The organism is Rhizobium sp. RCC_161_2, from assembly GCF_041355235.1.
Lineage (GTDB): Bacteria > Pseudomonadota > Alphaproteobacteria > Rhizobiales > Rhizobiaceae > Rhizobium.
Genome location: NZ_JBFUPL010000003.1, coordinates 342361 through 358222 on the forward strand (window position 1 = coordinate 342361; position 15862 = coordinate 358222).

The 15862-nt window shown below is 60.4% G+C and carries 16 protein-coding genes; 8 read left to right on the forward strand and 8 right to left on the reverse strand.

What is annotated here, in order from left to right:
* Positions 1-173: 173 nt before the first annotated feature.
* The 3 genes from cysQ (at position 174) to AB6803_RS09480 (ending at position 2102) form a co-directional block, all read left to right on the forward strand.
* Positions 174-968 (forward strand): 3'(2'),5'-bisphosphate nucleotidase CysQ, encoded by a 795-nt coding sequence (gene cysQ, locus AB6803_RS09470; protein ID WP_371108636.1) that lies wholly within the window; start codon positions 174-176, stop codon positions 966-968.
* A 231-nt stretch (positions 969-1199) separates the two neighbouring features.
* Positions 1200-1475: a DUF1153 domain-containing protein gene (locus AB6803_RS09475; protein WP_007533628.1), complete on the forward strand. Its 276-nt coding sequence runs from the start codon at positions 1200-1202 to the stop codon at positions 1473-1475.
* Between the two features lie 345 nt (positions 1476-1820).
* Positions 1821-2102: a GNAT family N-acetyltransferase gene (locus AB6803_RS09480; RefSeq protein ID WP_371108637.1), complete on the forward strand. Its 282-nt coding sequence runs from the start codon at positions 1821-1823 to the stop codon at positions 2100-2102.
* A gap of 191 nt (positions 2103-2293) precedes the next feature.
* Here AB6803_RS09480 and AB6803_RS09485 read toward each other — a convergent pair whose 3' ends face one another.
* Positions 2294-2650, reverse strand: coding sequence for a hypothetical protein (locus AB6803_RS09485; protein WP_007703800.1), 357 nt, complete (start codon positions 2648-2650; stop codon positions 2294-2296).
* 440 nt (positions 2651-3090) lie between these two features.
* On the opposite strand from AB6803_RS09485, the gene ctrA reads away from it, so the two are divergent.
* Positions 3091-3792, forward strand: a complete 702-nt coding sequence (gene ctrA, locus AB6803_RS09490) for a response regulator transcription factor CtrA (protein ID WP_153364868.1) — start codon at positions 3091-3093, stop codon at positions 3790-3792.
* A gap of 140 nt (positions 3793-3932) precedes the next feature.
* Here ctrA and AB6803_RS09495 read toward each other — a convergent pair whose 3' ends face one another.
* Positions 3933-4295 (reverse strand): PleD family two-component system response regulator, encoded by a 363-nt coding sequence (locus tag AB6803_RS09495; protein WP_371108638.1) that lies wholly within the window; start codon positions 4293-4295, stop codon positions 3933-3935.
* Positions 4296-4503: 208 nt separating this feature from the next.
* On the reverse strand, positions 4504-5151 hold the full coding sequence (chpT, locus tag AB6803_RS09500) for a histidine phosphotransferase ChpT (RefSeq protein WP_371108639.1): 648 nt from the start codon (positions 5149-5151) through the stop codon (positions 4504-4506).
* A 306-nt stretch (positions 5152-5457) separates the two neighbouring features.
* On the opposite strand from chpT, the gene AB6803_RS09505 reads away from it, so the two are divergent.
* Together AB6803_RS09505 and AB6803_RS09510 are read left to right on the forward strand one after the other, a co-directional pair.
* Complete coding sequence (locus AB6803_RS09505; RefSeq protein WP_229202536.1) at positions 5458-6072, forward strand: DUF1134 domain-containing protein; 615 nt, start codon at positions 5458-5460, stop codon at positions 6070-6072.
* 186 nt (positions 6073-6258) lie between these two features.
* Entirely contained in the window at positions 6259-7440 is a 1182-nt protein-coding gene (locus tag AB6803_RS09510) for a hypothetical protein (protein ID WP_371108640.1), read from the forward strand.
* Between the two features lie 16 nt (positions 7441-7456).
* On the opposite strand, the gene AB6803_RS09515 is transcribed toward AB6803_RS09510, so the two are convergent.
* Positions 7457-8287: a TrmH family RNA methyltransferase gene (locus AB6803_RS09515; protein ID WP_371108641.1), complete on the reverse strand. Its 831-nt coding sequence runs from the start codon at positions 8285-8287 to the stop codon at positions 7457-7459.
* Positions 8288-8297: 10 nt separating this feature from the next.
* The gene (locus AB6803_RS09520; protein ID WP_047456689.1) at positions 8298-8675 is read right to left on the reverse strand and encodes a hypothetical protein; all 378 of its coding nucleotides are present in this window, start codon (positions 8673-8675) and stop codon (positions 8298-8300) included.
* Positions 8676-8724: 49 nt separating this feature from the next.
* Between AB6803_RS09520 and AB6803_RS09525 the strand changes: the two genes are divergently transcribed.
* Positions 8725-9750, forward strand: coding sequence for an RluA family pseudouridine synthase (locus AB6803_RS09525; RefSeq protein ID WP_371108642.1), 1026 nt, complete (start codon positions 8725-8727; stop codon positions 9748-9750).
* A 366-nt stretch (positions 9751-10116) separates the two neighbouring features.
* A complete protein-coding gene (rpoH, locus tag AB6803_RS09530; RefSeq protein ID WP_371108643.1) occupies positions 10117-11025 on the forward strand; it encodes an RNA polymerase sigma factor RpoH in 909 nt (302 codons plus the stop codon).
* Positions 11026-11115: 90 nt separating this feature from the next.
* Here rpoH and AB6803_RS09535 read toward each other — a convergent pair whose 3' ends face one another.
* The 3 genes from AB6803_RS09535 to AB6803_RS09545 form a co-directional block, all read right to left on the reverse strand.
* Positions 11116-13407 (reverse strand): hypothetical protein, encoded by a 2292-nt coding sequence (locus AB6803_RS09535; RefSeq protein ID WP_371108644.1) that lies wholly within the window; start codon positions 13405-13407, stop codon positions 11116-11118.
* A 61-nt stretch (positions 13408-13468) separates the two neighbouring features.
* Positions 13469-14764 carry an adenylosuccinate synthase gene (locus tag AB6803_RS09540; RefSeq protein ID WP_371108645.1) on the reverse strand — a complete coding sequence of 432 codons (1296 nt, stop codon included), beginning with the start codon at positions 14762-14764 and terminating at the stop codon, positions 13469-13471.
* 222 nt (positions 14765-14986) lie between these two features.
* The gene (locus tag AB6803_RS09545; RefSeq protein ID WP_371108646.1) at positions 14987-15838 is read right to left on the reverse strand and encodes a GNAT family N-acetyltransferase; all 852 of its coding nucleotides are present in this window, start codon (positions 15836-15838) and stop codon (positions 14987-14989) included.
* Positions 15839-15862: the final 24 nt, after the last annotated feature.

The following is a 15862-nucleotide window of genomic DNA, read 5'->3' on the forward strand; positions in this document are numbered from 1 at the left end:
GGATGTTGTCGGGATCGGCACAGGGCTGCAAAGTCCGATTGTAGAGTCACGATCCGATAGCTAGGCGGTAGAAATGTGATCGGTGCTGGGTCTACACTTCATAGTGAAGACCTCTTAAGTATTGTACTCCTAGACTTGCAACGCAGACGAGCTGCGGAAAGACGAACAGGCAAATGCTCGCGACATTTGAAAAAGCGGCCCTCGAGGCAGGTAAGGCCATTTTGGAGGTCTACCGCGCGGGCTACGCTGTCGCCTTGAAGCAGGACCAGAGCCCCGTTACCCTGGCCGACGAACGCGCCGAACATATCATTCTCGATCATTTGACGCGCGACTTCCCCGACATCCCTGCAATTGCCGAGGAATCGGTGGCCGCCGGCAGGATTCCCGACATTCGCGGCCGCTCCTTCTTCCTCGTCGATCCGCTCGACGGCACGCGGGAATTCATCGAGCATCGTGATGAGTTCACCGTCAACATCGCCTATATTCACAATGGCGCTCCCGTCGCCGGGATCGTTTTTGCGCCGGCACTCGGCATTGCCTTCACCGGAGAAGGCGGTGAGGCGCGCAAGCTCGTCATTTCGGACACGTTCACCGTCGCCGACCGCTCGATCATTGCCGTGCGCGGGCGGCCCGACAGGCTGCTGGCGCTTGCCAGCCGCTGCAACAGCAGCCCGAGGACGGACAGTTTCCTGGCGGAAAATGCCGTCACCGCCTGCACCTCGATCGGTTCGTCGCTGAAATTTTGTCTTCTTGCCGAAGGCAAGGCCGATGTCTATCCGCGCTTTACCCGCACGATGGAATGGGACACGGCGGCCGGCGATGCCGTATTGCGCGCCGCGGGCGGCTCGACCGTCACGCTCGACGGCCATCCCCTCGCCTACGGCAAGACCGACCAGAGCGAAGATTCCGATTTCGCCAACCCCAATTTCATCTGCTGGGGCGGAAAGAAAAATCTCGTCGACGCGTAGTTTTCGATCTCGAAGCGTAAGTTTTCACTGACAAAAAATAGTAGTGAAACCTGTTTTCTCCTACAAATTATAGGGGCTTGCTCGGCTTGTGGCAGCACTGCGCCATGCGCAAATCAGTCCGCCACCGCTTTTCTTAAAATTCTTAGCAAAGTGTTACTAAGCGCTTAGGCAATTTTTAAATGTGGCAAGCTAGAGTGGGTCTTGTGGTCTTGAGTATGTGTAGAGAGTCCAATGACCGAAATGATACGTCCCCGAGTAAAGTATGTCATCGGCCCCGATGGCAGCCCGCTGACGATAGCAGACCTGCCGCCGCCGAATACGCGCCGCTGGGTTATCCGTCGTAAGGCCGAGGTTGTCGCCGCTGTGCGCGGTGGCCTGCTGAGCTTGGAAGAAGCCTGCGAACGCTATACGCTTACTGTCGAAGAGTTCCTTTCCTGGCAGTCGTCCATCAATTCCCATGGCCTCGCCGGCCTGCGGACGACCCGCATACAGCAATATCGTCACTGACGAATGCAGCAGCCGCGATATCCGTTTGATCTTCGGTTCGGGCCTCCTTCCCTCCTCGACAGGATAAGAAGAAGGCCCGAAATCATGATGCAGCCCGCGTAAAAACCACAGACCTGGCTGCATGGACGTCGCGGCAAACCCGCCTGTTTTGGCGACGGCCACAATGGTCGCCGCAGGCTATGATCAAAGTACTGGACATCAAATCCGTCCAAATGGACTGTTTGTTAATCCTGCTAATGTCAAAGCGATACTCGAAGCGGAGATAGTCCGTTGCCGATTTCACCGGTTGGCAGTTCGCCTTCCGCATGCCAATCTTCCCAATACGTAACGCTTGGGAGATTGATCATGGATATTCGCAACGAAAACAATGCGTCAGGCGGCCGCTATGTCGCGACGGTCGAAGGCCACGAGGCCGAGATGACCTTTTCCCGCGCCTCCCCAAACCTTATTATCATCGATCATACCGGCGTTCCGGATACGCTTCGCGGCAAGGGCGTCGGCCAGGCACTCGCCCTTCACGCCGTCGAGGAAGCCCGCGACGGCGGCTGGAAAATCATCCCGCTCTGTCCTTTTTTCAAGGCGCAGTCTCTACGTCATGCGGAATGGCATGATGTTGTGAATATGTAGGCGTCTTCTCAGCAAAGACGGTCCACTTCTTCTCCAGAAAACACCAAAAACCGTGCATGGCCGGCCCAATCGTGGCCAGTCATGCACGGCTCTCGTGCCGTTCCCGCCGCTTCCCGTATCCCTCTGTAAAACATTCCGATTTCGGAACACAGTCGGCTTGAGGGGCAACAGCTGGCGACGGAATGGTTACATCAGGCGCGCGCCCTTACCGGACCCGAACCGTCACGCTCTTCCAAGGCTGCCGCCTTGGCATATTCGGCCTGCATTTCTTCCAGCGATGTTTCCAACGCCTCTTCCTGCACCTGCAATTCCCGGATCGACACCTGCAGGTTATCCGCACGCTGGCGCGCGGCCTTGGCAAAGGTCGGGTAGGCAAAGTGGCTCGGGTCGACAATGCCGGACTTTTTCTCTTCCAGCACGATCTGGCTCTCCAGATCCTTTGTCATACGGTCGAATTCCGCCATCATCATCTGCAATTGCTGCAACTGACGGCGTTTTTCGTTCACCTGAAACTCTTTCAGGCGCGTTAGGCTCTCACGTGACTTCATACGCATTACTCCCGTGATGCGAGACCCCGGCTCTCGATAAAATGACCCGCCGCGCCGCTTTGAGACGGTTTGGTTAAAAAAATTTCCAGCGATCTTAATAAAAACCTACCGCTGGTAACCTTTCGTTTACGGGCATCGTTAATGATAGGGACAATGATTTAAGGGTCAGTAAATGCCGCAGTCGGAATTCGATATGTTGGCATTGGCGAGTCGAATGAATCACTTGGCGTGTCTTCTTAATGCAACACTTTAGGATTGATATTTGCCGATTGTCTTTGGAAAACAGTGCAATGGAAAAATTATTTAATAAATTCGATACGACTTGCCAGAGTGAATCAGAATTTGTTAACCATTCCATGGCAGCTTCCAAATCAGGCAGTGATTTGTTCGGTATCGCGTAGGGGGCTGACGACCTTTCGGCGGCGGTAAAGGGGATAATTATGCGGGTTCTACTCATTGAAGACGATAGCGCGACAGCGCAGAGCATCGAGCTGATGCTCAAATCCGAAAGTTTCAACGTCTACACCACCGATCTCGGTGAAGAAGGCGTCGATCTTGGAAAGCTCTACGACTACGACATCATTCTGCTCGATCTCAACCTTCCCGACATGTCCGGCTACGAAGTGCTTCGCACGCTGCGCCTGTCGAAGGTCAAGACACCGATCCTCATCCTCTCCGGCATGGCCGGTATTGAAGACAAGGTTCGCGGTCTCGGCTTCGGTGCAGACGACTATATGACCAAACCCTTTCACAAGGATGAATTGGTCGCACGAATTCACGCCATCGTCCGCCGTTCCAAGGGCCATGCCCAGTCGGTGATCATGACCGGCGAACTGATTGTCAATCTCGATGCCAAGACCGTCGAAGTCGGCGGCCAGCGCGTGCATCTGACGGGCAAGGAATACCAGATGCTGGAGCTGCTTTCGCTCCGCAAGGGCACCACGCTCACCAAGGAAATGTTCCTGAACCACCTTTATGGCGGCATGGACGAGCCGGAACTGAAGATCATCGACGTCTTCATCTGCAAGCTGCGCAAGAAGCTCGCAAATGCCGCTGGCGGCGCCAACTATATCGAAACGGTCTGGGGCCGCGGCTATGTGCTGCGCGAGCCTGACAGTAACGAGCTAGCCGAAAGCGCCTGAGCCGCTTCCCCACAACCGCCACACCAATCGAAATCCCGCCTCATGAGGCGGGATTTTTTTTGTTGTCGATGTCACCGGCCATAAAAAAAGCCGCCTCGAGAGGCGGCCGTCATTCATGGATTGGAATGGCTTGGCTAAGATCAGGCCGCGATGGCGCGATTGCCGAAAACGGCGGTCAGGATCTTGCGGTCGAAAGGCTTCAGCAGGAAATCGGTGGCGCCGGCCCGCTTTCCGGCCATCAGCTTGCGTAGATCCGCCTCGATGACGCAGTAATAGATCTTTACGTCCTTGCCGTTCGGCATGGCACGGATGCTGGCGATCAGCTCGAGCGCGCCGTCCATGCCGGCATCGACGATCAGATAATCGGGAAGTTCGGCCTGGCAGCGCGCCAAGGCTTCACCGGCGTTACCGGCTTCGCTCACGAGAAAATCCAGCTCGGACAGAATGCGCTTGCCAACCTTGCGTACGACATCCGACGTATCCGTAATCATGAACCGCTGCATTGTCCGCTCCTTCGCGCCCGCTCGCCATCGATCGGGCACCAACTTCAAATTGGAACGATAGGCACATGAGGCTAAGGATTCGTTACCGTTATATTGTCAATTGCGCGAACAGCTCAAAGATTGCAGACGAGCGCAGTGATGCACGTAAAAATACCCCCGCGGCCGTTTCTGGCTGTGGGGGTATCGAAATGGATGCTGCGAATATCGCTTATTCGCCGCGCATGGTGGCGATGAAGGTCAGCTCTTCCGGCGTGGCTTTGTAGGTAAGTTCCATGCCGCTCTCGTCAGCCAGAAGCACGGTGTAATAGGGCTGGATCGAATGGGCATCGACCGCCTCTTCCAGCGTACCGGAGCAGATTTCGGCGAATTTCGGCGGCACGCGCATCAGCCGGCCCTTGGTGGTGATCGTGAACTTGGCATCAAGATCGGGATTTTCCAGCGTCACGTCGATAGTGCCGCCGCGCGGGATCGAGCCATAGGCGACGAGAAAGAGATTGAGCAGCAGTTTGACCCGGTTCTTGGGGATGATGGCGCGCGGGCCGGTCCAGCTCACCTCGGCCTTCTTCTCGGCGGCGGCGAAATCCTTGGCGGCACGCTCGGCCTCGCCCGTATCGATCGAGGCGCCGACGGAACCGGAGGCGCCGAAGGCAAGGCGCGCGAACTTGAGGCGGACTGAAGCGTTGAGCGCGCTCGTGCGGATCAGGTCCATGGCATCGGCATCGGCACCGCCCTCGTCGAGCAGCTCCAGGCCGTTATTGATCGCGCCGACCGGCGAGATCACATCATGGCAGACGCGGCTGCACAGCAGCGCGGCCAGATCCGGTCCGGTCAAGGTGAGGTTCGGATTCTTCGACATTCATTGTCTCCTGAATGCTGACAAGGCGGAACGCCGTATGATTTTACGTTGCCACGGCAAGATTGCTCGAGGATTGCCGCAGGCGGCGTACCACTCGCCATAAAGACACCATATTTGGTAAACCGATTGTTAAGATGATCGACGCAAAATGCATTCATCACCACCAGACTTTTTCGCGCGCGAATCGCCATGCGGAAATCGGGCGGAACAGTCTGGAATGGGGAGCAAGGCATATCCGGCGCGTTCATGCGAATGCACCACGCCTGCGCTCCCAATCGCACCGACCATGATGAACGGATGACTGACATGCGCTATCAACTCCTGAAGAGAATGCCCAGCCCCGGCTCTAGAACGGTAGGCCTCGGCTTGATCTTGGCCATCGTTGCATTCGTGAGCTTCGCATTGCCGGTTCGTCAGGCGGCGGCAGCGCCGACCAACCAACATTATTCGATGCAGGAAATCGTCGACGCCGGACATTCCTTCTTCGGCTCCACCAGCGGCGGCCTTGCCAAGGTGGTCGAGCGGGCCTTTCAACAATATGGCCTGCCGAACGGTTATATCCTCGGCCAGGAGGGCTCGGGCGCCTTCATCGCCGGCCTGACCTATGGCGAAGGCCAGCTCAACACCAAGAATGCCGGCGAACACCCGCTCTATTGGCAGGGACCGTCCCTCGGCCTCGACTATGGCGGCCAGGGCGCCCGCGTCATGATGCTGGTCTACGACCTGCCGAGCATCGACAGTGTCTACACCCGTTTCGGCGGCGTCAGCGGCCAGGCCTTCGTCGTAGCCGGCTTCGGCATGACGGTGCTGAAGAACAACAACATCGTGCTGGTCCCGATCCGCACCGGTCTCGGCGCCCGCCTCGGCGTCAATCTCGGCTATCTCAAGGTCACGCCGAGTGCGACATGGAACCCCTTCTGAGGCTCCGAGCAATATCGCCTCCCATGCCTTCGATCTCCTGGCCCGCGACGATCGCGGGCCTTTTCTTGTCCGGGAACGTCGGCGCGCCGGTAAACCATATCCAATTTAAACCCTTGCTCGTCGGCCTGCCCCCATGCTTAATCAATTGACCGATATCGCAAACAACTCCCAGATGCAGGCAGTGCCGTGATTGAATTTGCTCTGTTGTTCGGATTGGGCTTTCTGACCGCCGCCTTTCTGGCTTTCCTGATTGCACCCGCGATCCACCGCCGCATTGTCTGGTTCACGGAAAAGCGGCTGAAGGCCACCATACCGCTGAGCCCACAGGAAGTGCGGGCACAAAAGGATATGGCGCGCGCCCTCTTCGCCGCCGAAAACGCCAAGACCGAACAGCTGCTGACCCAGGAACGCGACAAGGGCGTCGCACTGCGGATACATAATGGTAAGCTTCTGCAGGAAGCCAGCCGCTTTGCCGCCGAAAGCAGCGAATTGCAGACGCGCATCGACGATCTGGAGACCGAGGCCGGCGAGTTGCGCTCCCGCCTGCGCCGTGAGGAAGGCTATATCAGCCAGCTCAAATCCGGCGTGCATACGGCAGAGCAGACCAGTGCCGAGAAGGATGCTGACATCGACAGCCTGCGCAAGCGGATGACCAAGATGGCTGCCGATGCCGATAATCTGAAGATCGATCTGGCGGCCCGGGAAACCGAGGTCGAAAGCCTGAAGCTTCGCATCAACACCTTGCGGGACGAGCGCGACACGCTGCGCCAGGATCTGAATCAAGCAAGCCAGCGCGCCAGGGACGCCGAATTGCGTCTCGGTCAGGAAAGCGATAGGGCCCGGCGGCTCGACGAGCGGCTGAACCGGGAGATTGCCGGCAATGCCGACCAGGAAACGCTGATCGCGCGCCATGTTCAGGACGTGACACGCCTGAAGGAAAAACTGGAAGCCATAGAGGGTGAGACGCGTCCAGCCGGCCGAGCGCCGCGTGCCGCCAAACTCGTTTCGTCCGCCAAGCGAACCAACGGCGCGAAGCCGTCAGCCGAACAGACTATTCTGGAAGCCGTAGACACCAACGCATCGGAACCGGAGCGCACCGTGGAAGACGATATCGCTCACATGACGGAAGAAGTGCGCAATCGCGCCGCAGCCCTTTCTGACCGCCTGTCCAAATCGCGCTCGCCGGCGCATGATCAGGCCATGCGCGAGGAAATCGCCATCATTGCCGCCAATATGGTGGCGCTGACTGCCCGCCGGGAAGGCGACCAGTCACCGATCTTCGATCTGCTGCCGAAGGACGCAGGCGCCGCCGAACAGGGTGCACGCTTCAGCCTTGCCCATCGCGCCGCCGCCCTCCTGCGAAAGTAACCGTAGAGGCGGAAGCTCAAACCCGCTTGAGCAGCGACGCCATCTCAAAAAGGGCTATGCCGCTTGCCGTTGCCACGTTCAGGCTGTCTAGTCCCGGCGCCTGCGGTATCCGTACGCTGCCGAAAGTTGACAGAATGTCCTGCGGCAGCCCCTCCCCCTCTGTGCCGACCACCAACGCCATGCGATCCGTCGCTGGAACCGCACGGATATCGGTCTCGCCCCGCGGCGACAGGCTCCAGATGGCAAAGCCGCGCTCCGTCAGCGCCGCAAGCAGGTCGACATCGCGCAACTGGCGGCGATAGGGCGTGGTCAGCACCGAACCGACCGAGACGCGCAGCGCCTTGCGATAGAGCGGATCGCAGCAGGTCTCGTCCAGCAATACGGCATCGGCGCCGAAAGCCGCGGCATTGCGGAACATCGAGCCGACATTGTCGTGATTGGAGATACCGCACCCCACAAGAACGAGCGAGCGTTTCGGCAGCCGTCCGAGAAAGGTGTCGATATCCATGTCCGCCGTTCGCCGGCCGAGCGCCAGGACACCCCGATGCAGATGGAAGCCGACGATGCCGTCCAGGACCGAGCTTTCGGCGACATAGATCGGCACGTCGGGCGGAAAGGCCGCGATGATTTCTTCCAGACCGGCGGCGCGATTGCGCAGCAGCAGCACCTTCTCGGCGACGAAATCTCCGCCAGCCGCATGCGCTCCGGCCAGAAGCCGCAACACCACCGTACCCTCGGCAATGAAGCGGCTCTCGCGACCGGTCAGGTCACGCTCGCGAATATCGCGGAATTCGGCGATGCGCGGGTCGTCGGGATGCGTGATCTCGATCAGCCGATCGCCCGCCATCGCCGGGCCGTCAGTTGGGAAGCGCTATCGTCGCGACGATACGGCCGATGCCGTAATCGAAGACGACGGCCTGGCGCTGGCCGCTGGCGAGCGTGCCGTAGAACAACACCTGATTGCCGGAAAGCGCCGTCGACTGGACGGTAAAGCCCTGCGGCAGCGCGGCGGTCACGGAGACCGGAGCATCCGAGGGAATATTCGAAGCCGCAGCGCCTGCTGGCTTTGCCGGAGCGCGCATCGTCTTATAGACAACGGCGCCGAACACGGCCATAAGGCTCACCACCATGACGGCCGCCGAGACGATCTGCAGGCGGACCATCTTGCGTCGGACACTTTCCAGGGCCGGATCGAGGGGCTTCTCCTCTTGATCGTCTGGCTCGAGATTCGTCATCGATGCGTCCTTATTTCCTGAAGAGCGCCTGTGCGCCGGAGAAATGCGTTTGAGCGACCCCTTTAAAGAAGCTGCGGGCAATAGAAAAGTCCTAACTGCCGATGAAACCGCCGAAGGCCGGCTCGATGCCTGGCTGACAGCGCAATTGGACGAGGAATTTTCCCGTAGCCGCATCCAGGCGCTGATCAAGGCCAATGCCGTTCTGCTCAATGGCACCCCGGTCACCGACGCCAAGCGTAAGGTGCGCCCCGGCGACGCCTATGAGATCACGCTTCCCGAGCCTGAGGATCCGACGCCGCAGGGTGAGGATATCCCGCTCGACGTGCTCTTCGAGGACGAAGACGTCATCGTCATCTCCAAGCCCGCTGGCCTCGTCGTCCATCCCGGCGCCGGCAACTGGACCGGCACGCTGGTGAACGCGCTCATCCATCATTGCGGCGACAGCCTCTCCGGCATCGGCGGCGTGCGCCGGCCGGGCATCGTCCACCGGCTGGACAAGGACACAACCGGCGTCATGGTCGTCGCCAAGAACGATATTGCCCATCGCCATCTGTCCCTGCAATTTGCCGACCACGGCCGCACCACGCCGCTGGAACGCGCCTATCAGGCGATCGTCTGGGGTCGTCCGCGCCAGCTCGTCGGCACCGTCAACGCGCCGCTCGGCCGGGCCACCGGAGACCGGACGCGACGGTCCGTCAAGCGCCCGGGCAGCCCGGACGCCGACGAGGCCATCACGCATTATGAAGTGATAGAGCGCTTTCACGAGGCCCCGGACGCCACCGCGCTCGCCTCGCTGATCGACTGCCACCTCGAGACTGGCCGCACCCACCAAATCCGCGTCCACATGGCGCATATCGGCCATCCCCTACTCGGCGACGCCGCCTATGGCGGCGGCTTCAAGACCAAGGCCAATCTCCTGCCTGATACGGCAAGGGAAGCCGTCAACCGCTTCCCGCGCCAGGCGCTTCACGCCTACCTGCTGCAATTCGAACATCCGCGTACAGGCGAAGTGATGCATTTCGAAGCGCCCCTGCCGGACGATATGGAAGAGCTGGCGGCGATACTGCGGGGGTGAAAATCGGCGGCCGTAAAAATCACACGGCTGGACGTCTGCCTCTTCCGCGCCTATAATGGCGGACGGAACCGATTTCCGGCACATCTCTCATCCGCCCGGAACGCAATGCATTTGCTGTTCAAGTGGTTGGATCTCCGAGGCCGGAGGATTCGGGAGGATAGTCACAAGGGCGAATGTCACGGCGTGGTTAGCGTTCACGCCGGGTAACAGCTGCGTGACCATGTTCTTGAATCACTGTTTGGCCGTACTTATCTACATATTGGTTTAGTGCGGGGTCTTCGGACCTGCGCGCCTTGGTCAGCTTCGCAAAGAGCGTGCAATGCGCCCCCAGAAGGGACCAAATCTCGAATAGGAGGGTGCACATTCATGGCCCGTAATACCTTACCGTCCATTGCCGCCGGGGAAGCCGGCCTTAACCGTTATCTCGACGAAATCCGCAAGTTCCCGATGCTGGAGCCGCAGGAAGAGTATATGCTCGCCAAGCGCTACGCGGAACATGCCGACCGCGAGGCGGCCCACAGGCTCGTCACCAGCCATCTGCGCCTCGTGGCGAAGATTGCCATGGGCTATCGCGGCTACGGCCTGCCGATCGGCGAAGTCGTATCTGAAGGCAATGTCGGCCTGATGCAGGCTGTCAAGAAGTTCGATCCGGAACGCGGCTTCCGCCTGGCAACCTATGCCATGTGGTGGATCAAGGCTTCGATCCAGGAATATATCCTGCGCTCGTGGTCGCTGGTGAAGATGGGCACGACGGCCAACCAGAAGCGCCTGTTCTTCAACCTGCGCCGCCTGAAGGGTCGTATCCAGGCTATTGATGAAGGTGACCTGAAGCCGGAGCATGTCTCCGAGATCGCCACCAAGCTGAAGGTCTCCGAGGAAGAGGTCATTTCGATGAACCGCCGCCTCTCGGGCGACGCTTCGCTGAATGCGCCGATCAAGGCGTCCGAAGGCGAGTCCGGCCAGTGGCAGGATTGGCTCGTGGACGATCACGACAGCCAGGAAGCCGTGCTGATCGAGCAGGACGAACTGGACACGCGCCGCCACATGCTGGCCCGCGCCATGAGCGTCCTGAACGACCGCGAACGCCGCATTTTCGAGGCTCGCCGCCTTTCGGAAGATCCGGTGACGCTGGAAGATCTTTCGTCCGAGTTCGACATCAGCCGCGAACGCGTCCGCCAGATCGAGGTCCGTGCCTTCGAGAAGGTCCAGGAAGCCGTTCAGAAGGACGCACTGGAACGCGCCAAGGCGCTGCGTGTCGTCGAGGCCACCGCTTAACGCGCTGGACCCCGGATGTCATTGAATGTTTCAAACAAAAAAAGGCGGGCTGCAAAGCCCGCCTTTTCGATTCCAGGTATTTGAAGCCGGTTACTGGCTGCTCGCGGCAACGCCGCCGAGCGCCTGCCATTCGGCGATCGCCTTGTTGAAGGCATCGGTGCCGGTCGGGCCTTTTTCCATGGTCAGCAGGGCGCGACGGCCGTTGCGGTAGACCACGGGGATGTCGATCCAGTTGCGGGTTTTCAACAGATCGAGGTTGGTCTTGCGCGCATCCGGGAAATCGTTGAGCGCGACCATGTAGACATCGTCCGTCACCTTGGCCGGCACGGCGATCAGCGCGTCGCCACGATCCTGCTCGGTCGACTTGAGCGCAATACGCTGCACATTGTCGATCGCCCCACCCTCGAAGTTCGGCGGAACCTGGAAGGCCAGTTCCACCAGATGGCTTGCAGGCAGCGAAGAGTCCGTATTGCGCGACACGGTGATCGTCGCCGTCAGCCCACGCTGCGGTACGCTGATGAGGCCCTGGACGGATGGTTCCGGACGGCCATCAGCGCCCTTGCCCTCCTGCAGCGACCAGCTGACCGTGCCCTCGAAAGCCGTCGGTGATGTCTGGCCGAGACGCTCTTCATAAAGGAACACCTTCTGCCCATCCGCGACCGGCGCGGTCTGCTGAGGCGTAGCGGAAGCCTGCTGATCGGCCGCCGCTGCCGGTGGCGTCGTCGTGGCCGGTGCGGTCGCGGCGGGGCTCTGCGTTGCCTGAACGGCAGCGGCATTGTTGTTGGCAGGCGCGGCCGCGGCTCCAGCCGCGGGAGCCGGAGCGGCGGACGCGACATTCTGCTCGGCGACGGACTTGCCTTCAGCCACGCCGGGCTGTCCGCCAGCGGCGGGACCTTCGTCCTCTTCCGTGCCGTTCGCCAGCAGGCGCTGGGTGAACTTCGTGCTGACCGTATTCGGGTCATTGTCGAGCGAGGCGACATTGGTATTGCCCGCTGCCGGCGGCTGCGCGGTAGCGGTATTGGTTTGTGCCGGCGTGGTTGCAGGCGACGTCGCGGGAGCGGTCGCGGCCGGTGGCGGCGTGGTATTGTTGCTAGCGGTATTGGAGGACGGCGTGGTCGTCGCCGTCTTCGGCGCCGAACTGATGAGATCCGTCACCATCTTGTCGAGCGCTTCGCGGTTCAGCCAGGCGCCATAACCGCCACCGGCAACGGCCGCAAGGCCGACAAGCGTCACGATAATGCCGGTCGCGCCGAAACGGCGGCGCTTCGGCTCCATGCGGAAGCTCTTGCCCTGCAGCCGCGACGCCATGTCCCGATCGAGATCCAGCGGAATGGAGGAGCCGTTGCCGCTATCGCCATTTTCGGCGAGCTTGTCGAAGCCTGCCAGTTCCTTGAGTTCCCGCCAGCCGTCACTGTCGGCATCACTCTTCGGCACTGCTTTCGGCGAAGAATGCACGTCGGCAAAGAGATCGACATCGTCAAAGGCATTGTCCGGCACCGGCCGCGCGGGCTGCGCCGGCTTGGCAGCCGGGGCCGCTTGCAATTCCCCGAAAACATCCGCGTCCCAGGCAAAGCCGTTGTCGGCAGCCGGAGCCTTCGCGACGGCAGGCTCCTCGACGGGATGACCGAACGGGGCCGGCGTGAAGGCGGCGGCAGGCATGACCGGCTCGGACGCAGCCTGCTTCGAAGGCGCGCCGACCTCGGCCCAGATTTCCTCGACCTGGCTGATGACGTCATCGGCGGAAGAGTGAACGACATGAGGCTGTTGCGGAGCCTGCTCAGGCTCGGCGGCAACGGCCGGCACCTCCTCCACATAATGCTGCGGCTCGACGTGATGAACCTCTTCATGAACAGGTTCGACATGGGCCTCGGCGTGATGAGCCGCCGCCGGCTCGTGTTCCGGCTCCTGCGGAGTGTCGTTCCATGCCTCTACCGTCTCGTGTTCATCCACCACCTCGTGCTGGACATGCACCGGCTCTGCGTGATGGGCGGGCTCTTCAGGCTCCAGAACGTAAGTAGCTACTTCCTCTTGCGCATGAACCTCGGCGGGAGCTGGCTCCGGCTCCTCTACGACATGCTCTTCCTCGATATGGTGTTCTTCGGGAAGTGCTGCCAGCGGCTCTTCATGCGGAACAGGGACTTCCGCGACAGGCTCGTCGGTAGCCGGCAAGGCTTCGGCGTGTTCCGCTTCCACCTCGATGATAGCGGTTTCGAGCTTGTCGAGCTGGCGGCGTAGCATCTCCTCCGGCGGACGCGGCTTCATGCTCTCGAGCTGCCGCTGCACGGCACCACGAGCTCGCTCGTAAACCTTGACCCGCATCTCGGGAGTGTTTTCGGTGAGGCCATCCACGGCCCGCCGAATGACTGCTACAAAATCCGCCATCAGTACTTTCTCATGATGCCCGCCACACAGCCGGACCGGGATTCGTCATTAATTCGTGACCTTAGCCCTCAAACGGATCGGTCACAAGTATGGTGTCTTCGCGCTCCGGGCTGGTCGAAAGCATCGCGACCGGCGCACCGATCAGCTCTTCCACCTGGCGGACATATTTGATCGCCTGCGCCGGCAGATCGGCCCATTTGCGGGCACCGACGGTCGATTCCTTCCAGCCTTCCAGCGTGATGTAGATCGGCTCGACGCGAGCTTGCGCAGCCTGACTCGACGGCAGGTAGTCGATTTCCTTGCCATCCAGTCTGTAGCCGACGCAGATCTTCAGCTCGTCGAGACCATCGAGCACGTCGAGCTTGGTCAGCGCGATGCCAGTGATGCCGGAGGTCTTGACAGTCTGGCGAACCAGCACGGCATCGAACCAGCCGCAACGGCGCGGACGACCGGTGTTGACACCGACTTCGCGGCCGACCGTCGACAGGTGCTTGCCAATCTCGTCATGCAGTTCGCAGGGGAAAGGCCCTTCGCCGACGCGCGTCGTATAGGCCTTGGTGATGCCGAGTACATAGCCGAGCGCCGTCGGCCCGAGACCGGAGCCGGCTGCCGCCTGCCCTGCGACGGTGTTGGACGAGGTCACGAAAGGATAGGTGCCGTGATCGTTGTCGAGCAGAGCGCCTTGCGCGCCTTCGAACAGGATGCGTGCACCCGCCTTGCGCTGGTCGTCGAGCAGTCGCCAGACCTGGTCCATATAAGGAAGAATGTGCTCTGCGACCGAGGTCAGTTCCTCATGCAGCGCATTGAAGGAGATTTCGCTGAGACCCATGCCGCGACGCAGCGCATTGTGGTGCGTCAGCAGCCGGTCGATCTTGGCGGGCAGCGTTTCCGGCTCGGAGAGATCGATAACGCGGATAGCGCGGCGGCCGACCTTGTCTTCATAGGCAGGTCCAATACCACGGCGCGTCGTGCCGATCTTCGTGCCGCTGTTGGAAGCGGCGTCTTCACGAAGCGCGTCGAGGTCGCGGTGCAGCGACAAAATCAGCGGCGCGTTTTCGGCAATGCGCAGCACGTCGGGCGTGACCGCGATGCCCTGGGCGCGCAGCTTCTCGACTTCGGCAACAAAATGATGGGGATCGACGACGACGCCGTTTCCGATGACGCTCAGCTTGCCGCGAACGAGCCCGGAGGGCAGCAATGCAAGTTTATAACTGACACCATCGACAACCAATGTATGACCGGCATTGTGGCCACCCTGAAAGCGCACGATCACATCGGCGCGTTCCGAAAGCCAGTCGACAATCTTGCCCTTGCCTTCGTCACCCCATTGCGAACCGATCACAACTACGTTCGTCATTTCTCCATTCCCGCTTCCTGCGCGCAAAGACGCGCCTTGCTCAAACCCGCGCATCTATAAAGCTTTGTTTTTCGGAAAGCGACCCTGTTGTCTCAGGAGATTCGGCTTTTTACGTGACGAATCAGCGCCTCCAACAGGATTTTTCCCGCCGGCACGCGCTGACGAAAGCCGAACCGTTCCCAGATCTGCCGAATTTCAAAAGCAAAAACGTAAAAACGAGAACTAGCCGAGTTCGAGCGTGGTGACGGCAAAGACGCGATTGAGCGGCATGTTCGGGGCCTTACCCCGATACATCCGCGTCGTTTCAAGCACCGGAGACAGCCCACAGGCTTCGGCAAGCCTGATTGCCTCGGCATTTTCGGCGGGGACATCGAGATATACCGGCCTCCCCTTGGCCTCCGACAGCAGTGTGGCCAGCAAGGCCGCCGCGACATCGGGGCTGTTTGCAAACAGCGGGCCGATCTTGAGGCCCTCGAAACAGCGCCTGATCGTGCCATAGCCGCGAATCCGGCTGCCGCTGCCGACCATGAAGGATTTTCGCCTTTCCGGCGCGCCGCACCAGGCGTTAAGAAAGGAATAGCGCAGCCCCGGAAAAATGCCGGCATCGTAGCGGAGCAGCGCCTCCAGCCTGCCCTGCGTGACCGGCACGACCTCGACTGCCTTGTCTGTCTCGGGCACTTTGGCGACGCCACCATAACGTAAGGTGCGATAGGCCGCCTCGAAGCCGTGACGGCCATAGTTTTCCTGCTGCGCGACGACACCGTCGAGGCCGACGGTGCGATTGCCCGCGAAGGCCATGACCTTGTTCCACAGCGCCTTGCCATAGCCCTTGCCGCGAAATTCCGGATGAACCATGTAGAGGCCGAGAAAGGCGAAGTTTTCGCCATAGCGCACCAGGGAGATGCAGCCGACTGGCACTTCGCCAATCGCACCAACGAAGAAGCCGGAAGGATCCGCCTCCCAGAATGCCGGGGCATCGTCGACACCGGGGTTCCACCCCTCCTGTCGAGCCCATTCGAGAGCGAGCTCCAATTCCCCGGCTCGCATTGTACGCACGGCGAAAGTCGACTTCATGCAAACGTCCCACATCGCCCAATC